Source organism: Streptomyces sp. NBC_01497, from assembly GCF_036250695.1.
Classification (GTDB): domain Bacteria; phylum Actinomycetota; class Actinomycetes; order Streptomycetales; family Streptomycetaceae; genus Streptomyces.
The window spans coordinates 6,816,617-6,833,159 of sequence record NZ_CP109427.1 but is presented as its reverse complement, the minus strand read 5'-3'; the positions used below and the strand labels follow the sequence as shown (position 1 = coordinate 6,833,159).

General features: G+C 72.3%; 14 protein-coding genes. 5 read left to right on the top strand and 9 right to left on the bottom strand.

Features of this window, described 5'->3' with window-relative positions:
* Positions 1-95: 95 nt before the first annotated feature.
* The 4 genes from ruvX to OG310_RS28915 are packed head-to-tail and all read right to left on the bottom strand — an operon-like array spanning position 96 to position 4,036.
* A complete protein-coding gene (ruvX, locus tag OG310_RS28930; protein ID WP_329458783.1) occupies positions 96-560 on the bottom strand; it encodes a Holliday junction resolvase RuvX in 465 nt (154 codons plus the stop codon).
* Entirely contained in the window at positions 557-3,229 is a 2,673-nt protein-coding gene (gene alaS / locus OG310_RS28925; protein WP_329458782.1) for an alanine--tRNA ligase, read from the bottom strand. The genes ruvX and alaS overlap by 4 nt, the downstream gene beginning before the upstream one ends.
* Positions 3,229-3,600 carry a hypothetical protein gene (locus OG310_RS28920; protein WP_329458781.1) on the bottom strand — a complete coding sequence of 124 codons (372 nt, stop codon included), beginning with the start codon at positions 3,598-3,600 and terminating at the stop codon, positions 3,229-3,231. Before OG310_RS28920 ends, alaS begins: the two co-directional genes overlap by 1 nt.
* A gap of 7 nt (positions 3,601-3,607) precedes the next feature.
* Positions 3,608-4,036, bottom strand: coding sequence for a DUF948 domain-containing protein (locus OG310_RS28915; protein WP_329458780.1), 429 nt, complete (start codon positions 4,034-4,036; stop codon positions 3,608-3,610).
* A gap of 167 nt (positions 4,037-4,203) precedes the next feature.
* Here OG310_RS28915 and OG310_RS28910 point away from each other — a divergent pair, with 167 nt between their 5' ends.
* Positions 4,204-6,384: an ATP-binding protein gene (locus OG310_RS28910; protein WP_329458779.1), complete on the top strand. Its 2,181-nt coding sequence runs from the start codon at positions 4,204-4,206 to the stop codon at positions 6,382-6,384.
* Between the two features lie 138 nt (positions 6,385-6,522).
* On the opposite strand, the gene rpsD is transcribed toward OG310_RS28910, so the two are convergent.
* Positions 6,523-7,137, bottom strand: coding sequence for a 30S ribosomal protein S4 (gene rpsD, locus OG310_RS28905; protein ID WP_329458778.1), 615 nt, complete (start codon positions 7,135-7,137; stop codon positions 6,523-6,525).
* 217 nt (positions 7,138-7,354) lie between these two features.
* Here rpsD and OG310_RS28900 point away from each other — a divergent pair, with 217 nt between their 5' ends.
* Positions 7,355-8,047, top strand: coding sequence for a DUF2470 domain-containing protein (locus OG310_RS28900; protein WP_329458777.1), 693 nt, complete (start codon positions 7,355-7,357; stop codon positions 8,045-8,047).
* Between the two features lie 129 nt (positions 8,048-8,176).
* Here the strand turns inward: OG310_RS28900 and OG310_RS28895 are convergent, their stop codons facing one another.
* The 4 genes from OG310_RS28895 to OG310_RS28880 form a co-directional block, all read right to left on the bottom strand.
* Positions 8,177-9,529 (bottom strand): replication-associated recombination protein A, encoded by a 1,353-nt coding sequence (locus OG310_RS28895; protein WP_329458776.1) that lies wholly within the window; start codon positions 9,527-9,529, stop codon positions 8,177-8,179.
* A gap of 73 nt (positions 9,530-9,602) precedes the next feature.
* Positions 9,603-10,238, bottom strand: coding sequence for a vitamin K epoxide reductase family protein (locus OG310_RS28890; protein WP_329458775.1), 636 nt, complete (start codon positions 10,236-10,238; stop codon positions 9,603-9,605).
* Positions 10,239-10,358: 120 nt separating this feature from the next.
* The gene (gene hisS, locus OG310_RS28885; protein WP_329460445.1) at positions 10,359-11,627 is read right to left on the bottom strand and encodes a histidine--tRNA ligase; all 1,269 of its coding nucleotides are present in this window, start codon (positions 11,625-11,627) and stop codon (positions 10,359-10,361) included.
* 14 nt (positions 11,628-11,641) lie between these two features.
* Positions 11,642-12,364, bottom strand: a complete 723-nt coding sequence (locus OG310_RS28880) for an MBL fold metallo-hydrolase (protein ID WP_329458774.1) — start codon at positions 12,362-12,364, stop codon at positions 11,642-11,644.
* A 189-nt stretch (positions 12,365-12,553) separates the two neighbouring features.
* Between OG310_RS28880 and OG310_RS28875 the strand changes: the two genes are divergently transcribed.
* From OG310_RS28875 to OG310_RS28865, 3 genes are all read left to right on the top strand, one after another.
* Entirely contained in the window at positions 12,554-13,363 is an 810-nt protein-coding gene (locus tag OG310_RS28875) for a peptidylprolyl isomerase (protein ID WP_329458773.1), read from the top strand.
* A 161-nt stretch (positions 13,364-13,524) separates the two neighbouring features.
* Complete coding sequence (locus tag OG310_RS28870; protein WP_329458772.1) at positions 13,525-14,754, top strand: DUF349 domain-containing protein; 1,230 nt, start codon at positions 13,525-13,527, stop codon at positions 14,752-14,754.
* 149 nt (positions 14,755-14,903) lie between these two features.
* On the top strand, positions 14,904-16,448 hold the full coding sequence (locus OG310_RS28865; RefSeq protein ID WP_329458771.1) for a GMC family oxidoreductase: 1,545 nt from the start codon (positions 14,904-14,906) through the stop codon (positions 16,446-16,448).
* Positions 16,449-16,543: the final 95 nt, after the last annotated feature.

Below are 16,543 nucleotides of genomic sequence, written 5' to 3'. Positions count from 1 at the left end.
CCGTCGTGCGCGGACTGCGCCGGCCGCATCGCCTCTTCGTTGTGCGGCTGCTGTTCGAACGCCGCCGCATCGCGCGGAACGTTACCGTACCGCGATCAGATGACCACTTCGACGGCCTCGCCCGGGGCCCCGCCCGCGGTGCGCTCCGTCTCCAACGCGCTTTGCAGGATGACGACCGCGGCCGCCTGGTCGATGACGGAGCGGCCCTTGCGCGAGGTCACACCGGAGGCCCGCAGGCCCCCGGCCGCCGTGACGGTGGACATACGTTCGTCGACCAGGCGTACGGGTACGGGCGCGATACCGCGCGCCACCTCGGCGGCGAAGGCACGCACCTTGACCGCGGCCGGGCCCTCACCGCCCCCCAGGGAGCGCGGCAGGCCGACCAGCACCTCCAGCGGCTCGTACTCCTCGACGAGCGCCCGCAACCGCCGGTGGGCGGCCGGGACGTCACGTCCCGGCACGGTCTCCACCGGCGTCGCGAGGATCCCGTCGGGGTCGCAGGACGCGACCCCGATCCGGGCGTCCCCGACGTCGATCGCGAGACGGCGGCCGCGCCTCACGAGGTCTCGGCGACCAGACGCTCGACGGCCGCCATGGCGTCCCCGATCGCCTCGACGTTCTGCCCGCCGCCCTGGGCGACGTCCGGCTTGCCGCCGCCTCCGCCGCCGAGGGTCTTGGCGGCCGTACGGACCAGCTCGCCGGCCTTCAGGCCACGCTCGCGGGCACTCTCGTTGGTGGCGATGACCGTCAGCGGGCGGCCGTTCGCCGTGGTGAACAGGGCGACGACGGCCGGCCGGGAGGCCGGGATGCGGCCGCGTACGTCGAGGACGAGGCGGCGCAGGTCGTCGGCGCTCGTGCCGTCCGGGACCTGCCCGGTGACCAGGGCCGTGCCGTGGACGTCCTTGGCGCCGTCGACGAGCCCGCCCGCGGCGGCGAGGACCTTCTCGGCCCGGAACTTCTCGATCTCCTTCTCGGCGTCCTTCAGCCTGCCGAGCATGCCGGAGACACGCTCGGGCAGTTCGTCCGGGCGGGCGCCCTTCAGCAGTTCCTGGAGCTGGGCGACGACCGTGTGCTCCTTGGCCAGGAAGCTGTAGGCGTCGACGCCGACGAGGGCCTCGATGCGGCGCACCCCGGAACCGATGGACGACTCGCCCAGCAGCTTCACGAGGCCGAGCTGGGCGGTGTTGTGCACGTGCGTGCCGCCGCACAGCTCCTTCGAGTAGTCGCCGATCGTCACGACGCGCACCCGCTCGCCGTACTTCTCGCCGAACTCGGCGATGGCGCCCTGCTTCTTGGCCTCGTCGATGCCCATCACCTCGGCCTGGACGTCCAGGTCGCGGGCGAGCACCTCGTTGATCTTCTGCTCGACGTCGGTGAGGACCGTGCCGGGTACGGCGGCGGGCGAACCGAAGTCGAAGCGGAAGCGGCCGGGGCTGTTCTCGGAGCCGGCCTGGGCGGCCGTCGGGCCGAGGGCGTCGCGCAGCGCCTGGTGCGTGAGGTGCGTGGCGCTGTGGGCGCGGGCGATGGCCCGGCGCCTGTGCGTGTCGATGGCGGCGAACGCGGAGGCTCCCACGGTCACTTCGCCGACCTGCACACTGCCCTTGTGCACGTACACGCCTGGCACGGGCTGCTGCACGTCGCGCACCTGCACCACGGCGCCGGTGTCGAGCTTGATGCGGCCCTGGTCGGCGAGCTGGCCACCGCCCTCGGCGTAGAACGGTGTGCGGTCGAGCACGATCTCGACGTCGTCGCCCTCGGAGGCGGCGGGCGAGGAGACGCCGTCCACGAGCAGGCCCACGATCGTGGACTCGCCCTCGGTGAGGCCGTAGCCGGTGAACCGGGTGACGCCGTGGGCGTCGGCCACCTCGCGGTACGCGGACATGTCGGCGTGGCCGGACTTCTTGGCGCGGGCGTCGGCCTTGGCGCGCTCCCGCTGCTCCTTCATCAGGCGGCGGAAGCCGTCCTCGTCCACGGACAGGCCCTGCTCGGCGGCCATCTCCAGGGTGAGGTCGATCGGGAAGCCCCAGGTGTCGTGGAGCAGGAACGCCTTGTCGCCGGAGAGGACCGAGGCACCGGCGGTCCTGGTGTCGGTGACAGCGGTGTCGAGGATGTTGGTGCCGGCCTTCAGCGTCTTGAGGAAGGCGGCCTCCTCGGCGAGGGCCACCGTCTCGATGCGCTTGCGGTCGCTCTCCAGCTCCGGGTACTGCTGCCCCATCGTCTCGATGACGGTGTCGACGAGTTCCTCGACCACGGGACCGGTGGCGCCCAGCAGGCGCATGTTGCGGATGGCGCGGCGCATGATGCGGCGCAGCACGTAGCCGCGGCCCTCGTTGCCGGGGCTGACACCGTCGCCGATGAGCATCACGGACGTCCGCATGTGGTCGGTCACCACGCGCAGCGACACGTCCGAGGTGTGGTCGGCGCCGTACCGGACGCCGGTCAGCTCGGTGGCCTTCTCGATGACGGCCATCGACGTGTCGATCTCGTACATGTTCGGCACGCCCTGCAGGATCATCGCGAGGCGTTCGAGGCCGAGGCCCGTGTCGATGTTCTGCTGCGGCAGGTCGCCGAGGATCTCGAAGTCGTCCTTGCCGATGCCCTCGCCGCGGATGTACTGCATGAAGACCAGGTTCCAGATCTCCACGTACCGCTCGTCGTTGACGGCGGGGCCGCCCTCCACGCCGAGCTCGGGGCCGCGGTCGTAGAAGATCTCGGAGCAGGGGCCGCACGGTCCCGGCACGCCCATGGACCAGTAGTTGTCCTTCTTGCCGAGGCGCTGGATGCGTTCGGCGGGGAAGCCGACGACCTCGCGCCAGATGCGCTCGGCCTCGTCGTCCTCCTCGTAGACCGTGATCCACAGCCGGTCGGGGTCCAGCCCGTAACCGCCGTCGTCCTGCGACGTGGTGAGCAGCTCCCAGGCGAGCTTCGCGGCGCCTTCCTTGAAGTAGTCACCGAAGGAGAAGTTGCCGCACATCTGGAAGAAGGTGCCGTGCCGGGTGGTCTTGCCGACCTCTTCGATGTCCGGCGTACGCACGCACTTCTGCACGCTCGTGGCGCGGGCGAAGGGCGGCTTGACCTCACCCAGGAAGTACGGCTTGAAGGGGACCATGCCCGCGGGGACCAGGAGCAGAGTCGGGTCGTCCGCGATGAGCGACGCCGAAGGGACGACGGTGTGCCCGCGCTCCTCGAAGAAGCTCAGCCAGCGGCGGCGAATTTCAGCCGACTCCATCAGTGGTCCTCATTCCGGTTGGATTCGTTGGAGGTGTGGTGGGGCCCGGGGCGGCGGCCGGCCCGCGGGGGCGCGCCGCGTCCGCCCGGCCTGCCGGGCGCCGTGATCGGACGGGGTCCGGCCGGGGGGAGCGCGCGTTCGGAGGGCGCCTCGATGCCGAGCGCCTCGCCGAGTTCGGCCTCCCGGCGGACCATGCCGGTCCTGACGTCGACGGCGAAGCCCTTCAACCGGTGGCCGGCCTCGACCGCCTTGCCGGCCGCCTGCGCCGCGAGGCTCTCGGGCGTGAGTTGCTTGATCTTCTGGTTGACCTTGGCGGTGGCCCACACGCCGGCCGCTGCGCCCGCGGTGAACCAGAACGTACGGCGGAACATCGCTGCGTCAGCCCTTCTTCTTCCTGCGTGCGGCGGGAACGGTGCGTCCGACGACCACGCGGCGGCGCTCTGGTTCCGGTACGGCCCCGGCGCCGCGGCGGGACATCGCCTGGCGCACGCCGTAGCCGAACGCGGCGACCTTGACCAGCGGGCCGCCGAACGTGGAGGCCACCGTGGAGGAGAGCGCGGAGGCGTTGGAGGTGACTTCCTGGACGTCGGACGCGATGGAGTCGACGCGCTCCAGCTGCGTCTGCGCGCTGCGCACCGTCGCCGAGGCGTCCGCGAGCAGCGGCACCGCCTGTTCCGTCACGTCCGCCACGAGCTTGGTGGTCGCCTTGAGCGTCTGCGCGAGCCTCACCAACACCACGGCGAGGAACGACACGAGGATCGCCCAGAACACGGCCACCAGGATCCCGGCCACCTCTCCACCGGTCACACCGCACCGCTTCCTGCTTGGTCACGGACACCCGACGGGGTCCGAAGAGTCGTCCTCCGACCTTATCGCGCCACCACCCCCGGCCCGAACCGGATAAAGGGCGGCCGGCGAGGCCGCTGTCAGGGCGGTTGTACGCAGCGGGGTCGCCTCGGTACCCTCTGTGTCCCATGCACGGCACATCCGGCGCGGCTTTCGTCCCCGCCCCTCCCGAGGGGCCCGAAGCGGGCGGTCTTCCCGCGGAGCTGTCCTCCTTCGTCGGCCGCGGCGACGAACTGGCGGAACTCGTGGAGCGGCTGACGGCCGGCGGGGACCGCCTCGTCACGGTGGTGGGGGCCGGGGGCGTCGGGAAGACCCGGTTCGCGCTGCGGGCCGCGGCCGCCGTGGCGCGTTCGAGCGCCGGGCACGAACGCTACGGCGACGGGGTGCGGCTGGTGGAGCTCGCGCCGCTGCACACCCCGGACCTGCTCGACCACGCGCTCGCGCAGGCGCTCCGGCTGACGGACCAGAGCCCGCGCCCGCCCCGCGAGGTGCTCAGGGAGTTCCTGCGGCAGCGCCGGCTGCTGCTCGTCCTCGACGGTTTCGAGCACCTGGTCGAGACGTGCGGCGCGGCCGTGTCCGATCTGCTGCGCCGGGCCCCGGGTCTGCGGATCCTCGCGACGGGCCGCAGGCCGCTGGGTGTCGAGGGCGAACGTACAGTGCCGCTCGCACCACTGCCTGCGGCGGACGCGGAGGAACTGTTCCTGGCCCGGGGTGCCGCGCGGCTGCCGGGCTTCGCCCCCGAGGGCGGTGAGCGGGCGGCGGTCACCGAACTGTGCGCGCGGCTCGACGGCATCCCGCTGGCGCTCGAACTGGCCGCCGGCCGGCTGCCCGCGCTGTCGCCGGAGGGGATCGTCGCGCGGCTGGACGACCGCTTCCGGCTGCTGACCGACGGCGCCAGGGGCGCGTTGCCCCGGCACCGGGCCCTGCGTACGGCCGTGGGCTGGAGCCACGAGCTGTGCACCCCGGCCGAACGGCTGCTGTGGGCCCGCCTGTCGGTCTTCTGCGGCCCCTTCGACCTGGACGCGGCCGAGTACGTGTGCGGCGGCCCCGACCTGCCCGCCGAGCGCGTACTCGACGTACTGGGTTCGCTGATCGACCAGTCACTGCTGGTCAGGGAAGAGACACCGGCGGGCAGTCGGTACCGGATGCTGGGGAGCGTGCGCGCGTACGGCGCGCGGTGGCTGGACGAGGTCGGGGACACCGAACGGCTGCGCGCGCTGCACCGCGACTGGTACGTGGGGCTCGCCACCTGGTACGAGCTCGACTGGTACGGACCCCGGCAGGCGGAGGTCGCCGCGGGCACCGGGAGCGCGATGGCGAACCTGCGCGCCGCGCTGGAGCTGTGCCTGCGCTCACCGGACGGCACCCGCCTCGGGCAGCACCTGGCCGGGACCCTGTGGTTCTACTGGGCCGGCTGCGGCCGGCTCGCCGAGGGCCGGTACTGGCTGGACCGCGCCCTGGCCCGCCCGTCGCCACGGGGCGACGGCGCCCGTCTCAAGGCGCTGTGGGTGCAGGGGTACGTGTCCGTGCTGCAGGGCGACACGGCGACGGCCCTGCGCGCACTGTCCGGGTGCCGCGAGGAGGCACTGTCCACGGACGACCGGCTGGCGTACGCCTACGCCGTGCACCGGCTGGGGTGCGTGGCGCTGCTGGGTGACGACATGCCCCGTGCTCAGGACCTGCTGGAGGTGGCCCTGTCCGTGTACCGCGAGCTGGGCGAGCTGAACAGCAACGTCCTGGTCGCGCGGGCCGAGTTGGCGATGGCGCTGGCGTTCCAGGGCGAGCGGGAGCGCGCGGTGGCCCAGTGCGAGCGGCTGCTGGAGGTGTGCCGGGACAGCGGGGAGCGCTGGGCACGCTCGTACGCCCTGTACGTGCTGGCGTACGCGCAGTGGGAGCACGGCCGCAACGCCGCGGCGCGGGAACTGCTGGCCGAGTGCGTCACCATCAGCCACACCTTCCACGACCTGGTGGGTCTGGTGCTGGCGCTGGAACTGGTGGCGCTGGTGGCGACGAGCGAGGGCGACCCGCAGGAGGGCGCGGTGCTGCACGGGGCCGCGCTCAGGATCTGGGACTCGGTGGGGCCCCCGCTGTTCGGTTCGCGCCACTTCGGGGCGCCGCACGTGCTGTGCGAGCGGCGGGCCGTCGGGGTGCTGGGCCGGGCGCGGTACACGGCGTGCGTGGAGCGGGGCCGTGGGCTGACGGAGGCGGAGGCGGTGGGCCGGGTGCTCCGGGGTCCGGGAGGCTCCGCGGCCGGGGGCGGCGCGCCCGCCGGATCACGCGGCGAGCCGGCGGCGGCGCGGGAGCGCTGAGGTGACGCCGGCAGCCTGCCGGCGCTGATCGGCGCGGTGCGCACCGCCCGCCCGTACGGCGAAGGCCCGCCCGTCCACGCCACGAGGGCGGGGACAGGCGGGCCTTGAGGCGCGCTGGGCGCGAGTACCGCGTCCGGATCAGCGGGCGTAGTACTCGACGACGAGCTGCTCGTCGCAGATGACCGGGACTTCCTTGCGCTGCGGGTCGCGGTCCAGGCGGAACGCCAGGGCCTTCAGGTTGACCTGCAGGTAGCGCGGCGTCTCGCCGTCCGTGTCGTTGCCACCCTCGCGGGCCACCTGGAAGGGGACCTTGGTGCGGCTGCGCTCGCGGACCATCACGACGTCGTCGGGACGGACACGGAAGGACGGCTTGTCGACCTTCTGGCCGTTGACCTCGATGTGGCCGTGGACGACCATCTGGCGGGCCTGGTAGATGGTGCGGGCGATGCCGGAGCGCAGGATCAGCGCGTCCAGGCGGCGCTCCAGCTCGATGACCAGGGCCTCACCGGTCTTGCCGCCGGCCTTGCGGGCACGGTCGTAGGCGCGGGCCATCTGGCGCTCGCTGATGTCGTACTGCGCACGCAGGCGCTGCTTCTCCAGCAGACGGACCTTGTAGTCACTGTTCTGCTTGCGGCCGCGGCCGTGCTCGCCCGGCGGGTAGGGGCGGGCTTCGAAGTACTTGACGGCCTTCGGCGTCAGCGCGATACCGAGCGCGCGCGACTTCTTGACCTTGGGACGCGACTGGTTAGGCACGTTCTCCAGACCTCCGTGTAGGTTAGGTTAGGCTCACCTTACTAAAGGAGATCGCATGTCTCGCCCTGGGAACACCACGCGCATCACAGACGGCCCCGACAAAAGGCGGGGCACCGAATCGACGGAGGTCCGATCAGCTCATGGTCAGCCGCGTCCCTGTCAGGACCGTGAACCGACCAGCGGACACAGTCACGACAACGGGCTGGGGATCGCCCGGTTGCCGTCAGCAGCCGAGCGCACACGAACTCTCGTACAGAGTACATGCTCATCGGTACTGCTCATTCCCGGTCTCGAACAGGCCCCGCCGTACGCCCTGACCCCCGACGAGCGGACCGTGGGCAGGGACGGCGAGGTGCTGCTGACCTTCCCCGAGCACTCCCCCGCCGTACGGGCCGCGGCCCACGCGCACGACGACGAACTCAGCGCCGTGCTGGAGGTCACCGATGTCGCGCCCGTCGCCGTCCCCCACCGCGTCCGCGGCCGGACCTGGGTGTCCGGCCGGCTGACCCGCGTACCCCGCGACACCGGTCCCGGCACCGCGACGCTGCGCCTGGAGACCGGCGAACTCTCGCTCGACGACCTGTGGGGCGCCGAACGCGTGGAGCCGGAGGACTTCGCCGCCGCCCGCCCCGACCCGCTGTCCGCGCACGAGGCCGAACTGCTCCAGCACCTCGCCGCCGCGCACGGCTCCGAGGTCCAGCTGCTGCGCGGCCTGCTGGGCGAACACACCGGCGCCGGGTCCGCCGCGGGGGCCGTCGCGGTGCCGCTCGCGCTCGACCGGTTCGGGCTGCGGGTGCGGTTCGTCGGGGTGCAGACCTTCGACGCGCGCTTCGACTTGCCGGAACCCGTCGCGGACGTCGGGGGCCTGCGCCGCGCCATGCACACCCTCTTCGAGGCCGCGGCGGGCTGAGGGGCCCGCCCGCGCGGCGAGCACGGCGGCCGGCCGCCCGTCACGCGCGCGCCTGGTGGGGAAGGCCGGTGCGCGGGACCGGTGTGACCCGCCCCTGTGCTCGCTCCCGGAAACGAGCTGCCGGTGCGATCAGGAGGTGTCGCCGCGCAGCCGCTCGCGCACCTTCTCCACGACGTCCGCGTACCGCCCCTCGGCGCCGTACCGCGTCGGCGTGTAGTACCTGCGGTCCTTCACGCCCTCCGGCAGGTACTGCTGAGCGGCGATCGCGCCCGGCACGTCATGCGGATACACATAGCCCTGGGCGTGCCCCAGCTTGGCCGCGCCCTGGTAGTGCCCGTCCCGCAGATGCGGGGGCACCTGGCCGGCCACGCCCTTCTTCACGTCCTGAAGCGCGGCCCCGATCGCGAGTGTCGCCGCGTTGGACTTCGGGGCGAGCGCCAGTGCGATCGTCGCGTGGCTGAGTGTCAGCGCGGCCTCGGGGAAGCCGATCATCGCCACCGCCTGCGCGGCGGCGACCGCGAGCGGGAGCGCCGCCGGGTCGGCCAGGCCGATGTCCTCGCTCGCCGAGATCATCAGGCGGCGTGCGATGAACCGGGGATCCTCACCCGCGTCGATCATCCGGGCCAGGTAGTGCAGGGCCGCGTCCACGTCGGAGCCCCTGATGGACTTGATCAGGGCGCTCGCCACGTCGTAGTGCTGGTCGCCGTCCCGGTCGTAGGAGACGGCCGCGCGGTCGACGGTCTCCTCCAGCGTCGCGAGCGAGACCTCCTGTTCGCCCTTGTCGATCGCGGCGCCCGCCGACGCCTCCAGGGCGGTGAGTGCCCGCCTGGCGTCCCCGCCCGCGATGCGCAGCAGGTGCGACTCGGTGTCCTCGGGCAGCCCGACCGCGCCGCCGAGCCCGCGCTCCTCGGACAGGGCGCGGCGCAGCAGGGCCCGTACGTCCTCGTCGGTGAGGGGCTCCAGCGTGAGCAGCAGGGACCGGGACAGCAGCGGGGAGATGATCGAGAAGTACGGGTTCTCGGTGGTGGCCGCGATCAGGGTCACCCACCGGTTCTCCACGGCGGGCAGCAGCGAGTCCTGCTGCGCCTTGCTGAAGCGGTGGATCTCGTCGAGGAAGAGGACGGTCTCCCTGCCGTACCCGCCGGAGGCCCGGCGGGCGCCGTCGATGACGGCCCTGACCTCCTTGACGCCCGCCGTGATGGCGGAGAGCTCCACGAAGCGCTTGTCGGTCGCCTTGGAGACCACGTACGCGAGGGTCGTCTTGCCGGTGCCGGGCGGGCCCCAGAGGATCACCGAGGACGGCCCGGCCGGGCCGCTCCCCTCGCCGACCAGGCGCCGCAGGGGCGAACCGGGCCGCAGCAGGTGCTGCTGGCCGACCACCTCGTCCAGGACGCGCGGACGCATCCGGACCGCCAGGGGACTGCTGGAAGGATCTTTCTCCTGGCGGTCTTCCGCCGCTGCGGTAAAGAGGTCGGGCTCCACGCCTGAAAGCCTAAGCCAGCCCACTGACACCGCGGCGCCCACCGACACCGCGGCGCCCGGCAGCCGGGACGGATCAGCTGGTCCAGAAGCTCCACCAGTTGGTGAGGATCAGCATGCCGATGATCGCGAGGTGCAGGGTCGGCAGGATCCAGGTGAAGTCGGCGAAGAAGGAGCGCAGCCAGCGCGGCGCGGGAATCACACCGCTCCGCACGTTGTGCGACAGCGTGTACCAGAACATGATCACGGTGCCGACCCATGCCAGCGAGCACCACAGGCACAGCGCGTGGATGCGGTACAGCGACTCGAACTGGAGCCAGGTGACGAAACCGACACCGAACAGGGTGCCCGCCTGGAGCCCCAGCCAGTACCAGCGCTGGTGCCTGGCGCCCGCCAGGATCGCGAGACCGATGCCCATGACGACCGGGTAGGTGACAAGGCCCAGCATCGGGTTGGAGAACCCGAAGACATGAGCCTGGTCGCTCTTCATCACACTGCCGCAGGACACGACCGGGTTGAGGCTGCAGCCGGGCACGAAGTTCGGGTTCTTCAGCAGCTTGAACTCGTCCAGGGTGATCACCCAGGCGGCGAGCAGCCCCGCCGCCCCGGTGAGCATGAGAAGCACTCCGAAAGCACGGCTGCCGGCGATCGGCGCACCGCCGAGCCGTTTCGTCTCCCCGCGTGAGGAGACGCTGTCCAGCGTGGTCGTCATATCCCTGTCCGGTCGCTAGGAAGGCGTTGTGGGCACCGCTATTGTGCCGCACCAGCGTTGCCCCGCACCGTTCGGCGGGGATAAGGGCCGGCCCCGGGACCGGCCCTCACCCCGCCGCGCTCAGTGCCGGCCGAGCAGCGCCCGCAGCTTGTCGACGACGGCGTCGAGCGCCACCGCGTGCTGGTCGCCGCTCTCCATGTCCTTGAGCTGCGCGACACCCTCGGCGAGGTCGCGTTCGCCGACGACGAGGGTGTAGCGCGCTCCCGACCGGTCGGCACTGCGCATGGCGCCCTTGATGCCCTTGCGGCCGTACGCGAAGTCCGCGGCGACGCCCGCCCGCCGCAGCTCGGTGACCACGGAGAACAGGGCCTTGCGGGCCTCGTCGCCCAGCGGCACGGCGAACACACTGGTGGCGGACGGGAGTTCGAGGGTGACGCCCTCGGCCTCCAGCGCCAGGACCGTGCGGTCCACGCCGAGCGCCCAGCCGACGGACGGCAGCGCGGGGCCGCCGATCATCTCGGACAGGCCGTCGTAGCGCCCGCCGCCGCCGACGGCGGACTGCGAGCCGAGGCCGTCGTGCACGAACTCGAAGGTGGTGCGGGTGTAGTAGTCGAGGCCGCGCACGAGCCGCGGATCGTCCTCGAAGGCGACGCCCTGCGCGCTCAGCAGCGCGCGGACCTCGTCGTGGTAGGCGCGGCACGCGTCGCACAGGTAGTCGCGCAGCAGCGGGGCGCCGGTCAGCTGCTGCTGCACGTCCCGGCGCTTGTCGTCGAGGACCCGCAGCGGGTTGATCTCGATGCGGCGCCGGGTCTCCTCGTCCAGGTCGAGCCCCCGCAGGAAGTCCTGGAGCGCCTCGCGGTAGACGGGGCGGCACTCGCGGTCGCCGAGCGAGTTGAGCAGGATGCGGAAGCCGCGCAGCCCGAGCGAGCGGTAGGCCTGGTCGGCCAGCACGATCAGCTCGGCGTCGAGAGCCGGGTCCTCGGCACCGATCGCCTCGGCGCCGACCTGCGAGAAGTGCCGGTAGCGGCCCTTCTGGGGGCGTTCGTAGCGGTAGTACGAGCCCGAGTACCAGAGCTTGACCGGGAGGTTGCCGGCCTTGTGCAGGTTGGCCTCCAGCGCGGCGCGCAGCACCGAAGCGGTGCCCTCGGGGCGTAGCGCGAGCCGGTCGCCGCCCTTCGTCTCGAAGGCGTACATCTCCTTGGTGACGATGTCGGTGGACTCGCCGACACCGCGCGCGAACAGTTCGACGTTCTCGAAACCGGGCGTCTCGACATAGCCGTACCCGGAGCGCCTGAGCGGTTCGGCGAGGGCCTCGCGCACCGCCAGATACGTCGCGGAGACGGGCGGGATCAGGTCGTAGGTGCCCTTGGGGGCCTGGAAGGTACTCATGAAGATCGCTGCGTTCACATTCCTCGTCGTGGCGCGCCGGTACCGGCCCCGTCCGCGCGGGCGGTGGCCGCCTGGCGCAGGTGGGGGTTGGTGGCGCGCTCCTGGCCGATGGTCGTCTGGGGGCCGTGGCCCGAGAGCACCACGGTCGAGTCGTCGAGCGGCAGGCACACACGGCCCAGCGAGTCGAGCAGCTCGGCGGTGTCCCCGCCCGGCAGGTCGGTACGTCCGACGGAGCCGGCGAACAGCAGGTCGCCGGAGAAGAGGAGCGGCGGGATGTCGCCGTCGCTCGCTCCGGGCAGCCCGAAGGTCACCGACCCCTTGGTATGGCCGGGCGCGTGCGCGACGCTCAGGTCGAGCCCCGCCAAGGACAGCGCCGCCCCGTCGGACAGCACCCGGACGTCGTCGGGCTCGCCCACGGTCAGTTCGCCCATCAGTGGGGCGCCGATCGAGCGGCCGAGCCCCTTCTCGGGGTCGCTCATCATGTACCGGTCGGCGGGGTGGATCCAGGCGGGCACACCGTGCGCACCGCACACCGGCACCACCGAGGCGACATGGTCGATGTGGCCGTGGGTGAGGATCACGGCGACGGGCTTGAGGCGGTGCTTCGCGACCGTCTCGGCCACGCCCTCTGCGGCCTGGTGGCCAGGGTCGATGATCACGCACTCCTCGCCGGCGGCGGGGGCGACCAGGTAACAGTTGGTCCCCCAGGCCCCGGCGGGGAACCCGGCAATGAGCACGATCGTCCTTCATGTCGGTCGGGCCGGCGGACGCCCCGTGGCGGAGGCAGGTCACGGGCAGACGTCGCGGCAGATCACAGGCAGTGCACAGAGCGTACCGGGACTGCGTTTTCCACAGCGAACCCATATAGCGTACGGGGTCAGTCTTGCCGGACGGACACGAGATCCGCGATCTAGGGAGTAGACCCGGTGGCCAACAACGACCAGCGGCGGCGGCAGCTTGCCAGGGAGAAGTTCGAACGGCAGCAGCGGCGCCGGGTGGAGGCCCGCAACCGCGCCAAGCGCCGCAACATCATCATCGCCTCGGTGGTGGCGGCCGTGGTGGTGATCGGCGGCGGCAGTACCGCTTTCGCCGTGATGGGCGGTAACGGCGGCGGGAAGAAGGCCGACGCCGCGGCGTCCCCGGCGGCGGCGCCCTCGCCTTCCGCGTCGGCCTCCGCCCCGCCGGAGCCGAAGATGACCATCGACAAGACCGCGAAGTACACGATGAGCCTCACGACGAACCGGGGCACCGTCGCCATCGCCATGGACGCGGCGAAGACCCCGCACACGGTCAACTCCTTCAAGTCCCTCGCGGACAAGAAGTTCTTCGACAACACCAAGTGCCACCGGCTGACCACGAGTGGCATCTACGTGCTCCAGTGCGGCGACCCGAAGGGCGACGGCACGGGCGGCCCCGGCTACACGATCCCCGACGAGAACCTGACGTCGCTGGGCAAGGCGGGCGCCGACGGCTCCGTCACGTACAAGGCGGGCACGGTGGCGATGGCGAACACCGGGCAGCCGCACACCGGTGGCAGCCAGTTCTTCCTGGTCTACAAGGACTCGAAGCTCCCGCCCTCCTACACGCCGTTCGGCACGATGGACGCCGCCGGGCTGAAGGCCGTGCAGGCGGTGGCCAAGGCGGGCGTGTCCGGGAGCACCACGAAGACGCCGGTGACGGACGGCGCCCCCAAGGAAGCGGTGACTGTACAGAAGGCCACGGTCGACAAGCAGTGACCCGCTGTATCGGCCAATGAATTTCGGCCGCCCGGAGTGCGGACAGCCGGGCAGCCGTTCGCCTATGTTGGGCGTTATGCAGGGTGGGCGCTGCCCGCCCCAGGAACCGTGGACGATGCCAGGGGGCTGGAGCCCCCTGGGCATCAGCTGGAGGAGGCGCTGTGAGCAGCGACCCGTGGGGCCGTGTCGACGAGACGGGCACCGTGTACGTGCGTACGGCCGAGGGTGAAGTGGTCGTCGGGTCCTGGCAGGCGGGATCGCCCGGGGAGGCCCTGGCCTACTTCGAGCGCAAGTACGAGGGTCTGGTCGTCGAGATCGGCCTCCTCGAGCGCCGGGTGAAGACGACCGACCTGTCCGCGAAGGACGCGGTGGCGGCCATCGACCATCTGCGGGGGCAGGTCGACGAACACCATGCCGTCGGCGACCTCGACGCACTGCGCAAGCGCCTCGACGCGCTCGTGGCGACGGTCGACGCCCGCCGCGAGGAGCGCAAGGCGCACCGCGCGAAGCAGACGGACGAGGCGCGCCATTCCAAGGAGGCGCTGGTCACCGAGGCCGAGGAGCTGGCGGCGAGCGACCAGTGGCGGTCGGCGGGCGAGCGGCTGCGGGCCCTCGTGGACACGTGGAAGGGCCTGCCGAGGCTCGACCGCAAGTCCGACGACGAGCTGTGGCACCGCTTCTCGCACGCCCGCTCCGCGTTCTCCAAGCGCCGCAAGGCGCACTTCGCGGCTCTCGACGCGCAGCGCGAGGAGGCCCGCACGACCAAGGAAGCGCTGGTCACCGAGGCCGAGTCGCTCTCCGGGTCCACCGACTGGGGTACCACGTCGGCCCGTTACCGCGACCTGATGACGGCGTGGAAGGCGGCCGGCCGTGCGCAGCGCGAGGCCGAGGACGACCTGTGGAACCGCTTCCGCGGCGCCCAGGACGTCTTCTTCGCCGCGCGGGGTGAGGTGTTCGCCGAGCGGGACGCCGAGCAGTCGGACAACCTGAAGCTCAAGGAGGAACTGGCGGCGGAGGCCGAGCGCCTGGTGCCCGTCGGGGACCTGAAGTCGGCGCGGGCCACGTTCCGGGCGATCAACGAGCGCTGGGAGGCCATCGGCCATGTGCCGAGGGATTCGCGTCCCAAGGTCGAGGGCCGGATGCAGGCCGTCGAGCGCGCGCTGCAGGAGTCCGAGGAGACCGAGTGGCGCCGTACGAACCCGGAGGCGCGGGCGCGTGCGGCCGGGCTGACGGGGCAGCTCCAGGCAGCCGTCGACAAGCTGCGCGGGCAGATCGACACGGCACGCGCGGCGGGCAACAACGCCAGGGCGGACAAGCTGACGCGGGAGCTGGAGGGCCGGCAGGCCCTGCTGGACCAGGCGCAGAAGGGCCTGCAGGAGTTCGGCGGCTGAACCAGGTCGCGCGACCGCGCGGCATACGTTCTCGCAGGGGCCCGGTGGAGTGCGCGCACTCCACCGGGCCCCTGCGTGCTGTGCCGGGCCAGGGGAGTTACCTTCGGACATACCGCCATATTCCCCTCCGCTGGAAGCGAGGCCGTGCCGTGGCCGGCTACGACTACGTCGTCGTGGGGGCGGGGACGGCCGGATGCGTCCTGGCCGCGCGCCTGTCCGAGGACCCCGCCGCGCGGGTCCTGCTGCTGGAAGCCGGGGGCGCCTCGGTCCCGGAGGCGGTGTCCGTGCCCTCGGTGTGGCTCTCCCTGCAGGGCACGGCCGTCGACTGGGCCGACGTCTCGGCCGTCCAGGCGTCGACCTGCGACACCGTCCCGCTGCCACGCGGCAGGACCCTCGGCGGATCGTCCGCGATCAACGCCATGGTGTTCACCCGCGGGCACCGCAGCAGTTACGACGCGTGGACCGCCGGGGGCGCCGAGGGCTGGGGCTACGACGACCTCCTGCCGTACCTGCGACGCACCGAGTCGGCACCGGGCCGGGATCCGGCGCTGCGCGGCACATCGGGACCGCTGACGGTCGCACCGGCACCGGAGCGCCATCCGCTGGCCGCCGCCGGGCTGCGGGCCGCGTACGAGGTGGGCGCACCCGCCGCCGACGACATCAACAGCGGCGAGGAGGAGGGATTCGGCTGGGCGGACCTCAACATCGTCGACGGCCGCCGGCAGAGCGCGGCCGACGCGTACCTGATCCCGGTCATCGGCCGTTCCAACCTCGATGTCGTCACCGGCGCCCTGGCCCACCGCGTGCGGGTGGAGGGCGGGCGCTGCACCGGCGTCACGTTCAGCCTCGGCGATGAGATCCATACGGCGGACTGCGACGGCGAGGTCGTCCTGTGCGCCGGTACGGCCGGTTCGGCGCACCTGCTGATGCTCTCCGGCATCGGACCCGCCGACCATCTGCGCACGAGGGGTGTCGAGGTCGTCCTCGACCTCCCGGGGGTCGGCGCCAACCTGCACGACCACCCGCGCTCCACGGTCGTCGTCGGCTCGCCCCGGCCCGTTCCGCCGGGGGTCAACAACCATGCCGAGGTGATCGGGCTGATCGCGAGCGCGCTGTCGCCGGGCACACCCGACCTGCAGTTCCAGGTACTCGACGTCCCGTACCACTCGCCGGGCCTGCCGCCCTCGCTGCCCGTGCCGGGCCAGGCGTACTCGGTGGCGTTCGGCGCGATGACGCCCCGCAGCCGGGGCAGCCTGCGGCTGCGGGACGGCGAGCCCGGCGGGCGTATCCGCTTCGATCCCAACTACTACGGGGATCCGCACGACGTCGCCACGATGGCGGAGGGCCTGCGCATCGCACGGGAGATAGCCGGGGCGGACGCCCTGGCTCCCTGGCGTGCCGCGGAGGTGCTGCCGGGGCCCGACCGCGACCTCGGCGACGTGGACGCGGTCCGCACGTATCTCTACAACAGCCTCAGGACGTACTCGCACCACGTGGGGACCTGCCGGATGGGCACGGCGGGGGAGGCCGTCGTGGACCCCGAGCTGCGGGTGCGCGGGGTGGAGCGGCTGCGGGTCGCGGACGCGTCGGTGATGCCGTCGGTGGTCTCCGCCAATCCGAACGCGACGGTGTACGCGATCGCCGAACGCGCGGCGGACCTGCTGGACGGCCGGGGCGGCGGCCGGATGGCGTGACGCCGGGGTCGGCACAGCGGGCCCCTCCGCCGCCGTCCGCGCCGCCCGTGCGACGCCTGCGGGCACGCCCCGGACTCCGCTCCCCGGCCCCCGAT

Coding starts and splice junctions, on each gene's coding strand:
- alaS (WP_329458782.1), bottom strand. CDS start 3,229: ATGGAGTCGGCTGAAATTCGCCGCCGCTGGCTGAGCTTCTTCGAGGAG.
- OG310_RS28920 (WP_329458781.1), bottom strand. CDS start 3,600: ATGTTCCGCCGTACGTTCTGGTTCACCGCGGGCGCAGCGGCCGGCGTG.
- OG310_RS28910 (WP_329458779.1), top strand. CDS start 4,204: ATGCACGGCACATCCGGCGCGGCTTTCGTCCCCGCCCCTCCCGAGGGG.
- OG310_RS28890 (WP_329458775.1), bottom strand. CDS start 10,238: ATGACGACCACGCTGGACAGCGTCTCCTCACGCGGGGAGACGAAACGG.
- hisS (WP_329460445.1), bottom strand. CDS start 11,627: ATGAGTACCTTCCAGGCCCCCAAGGGCACCTACGACCTGATCCCGCCC.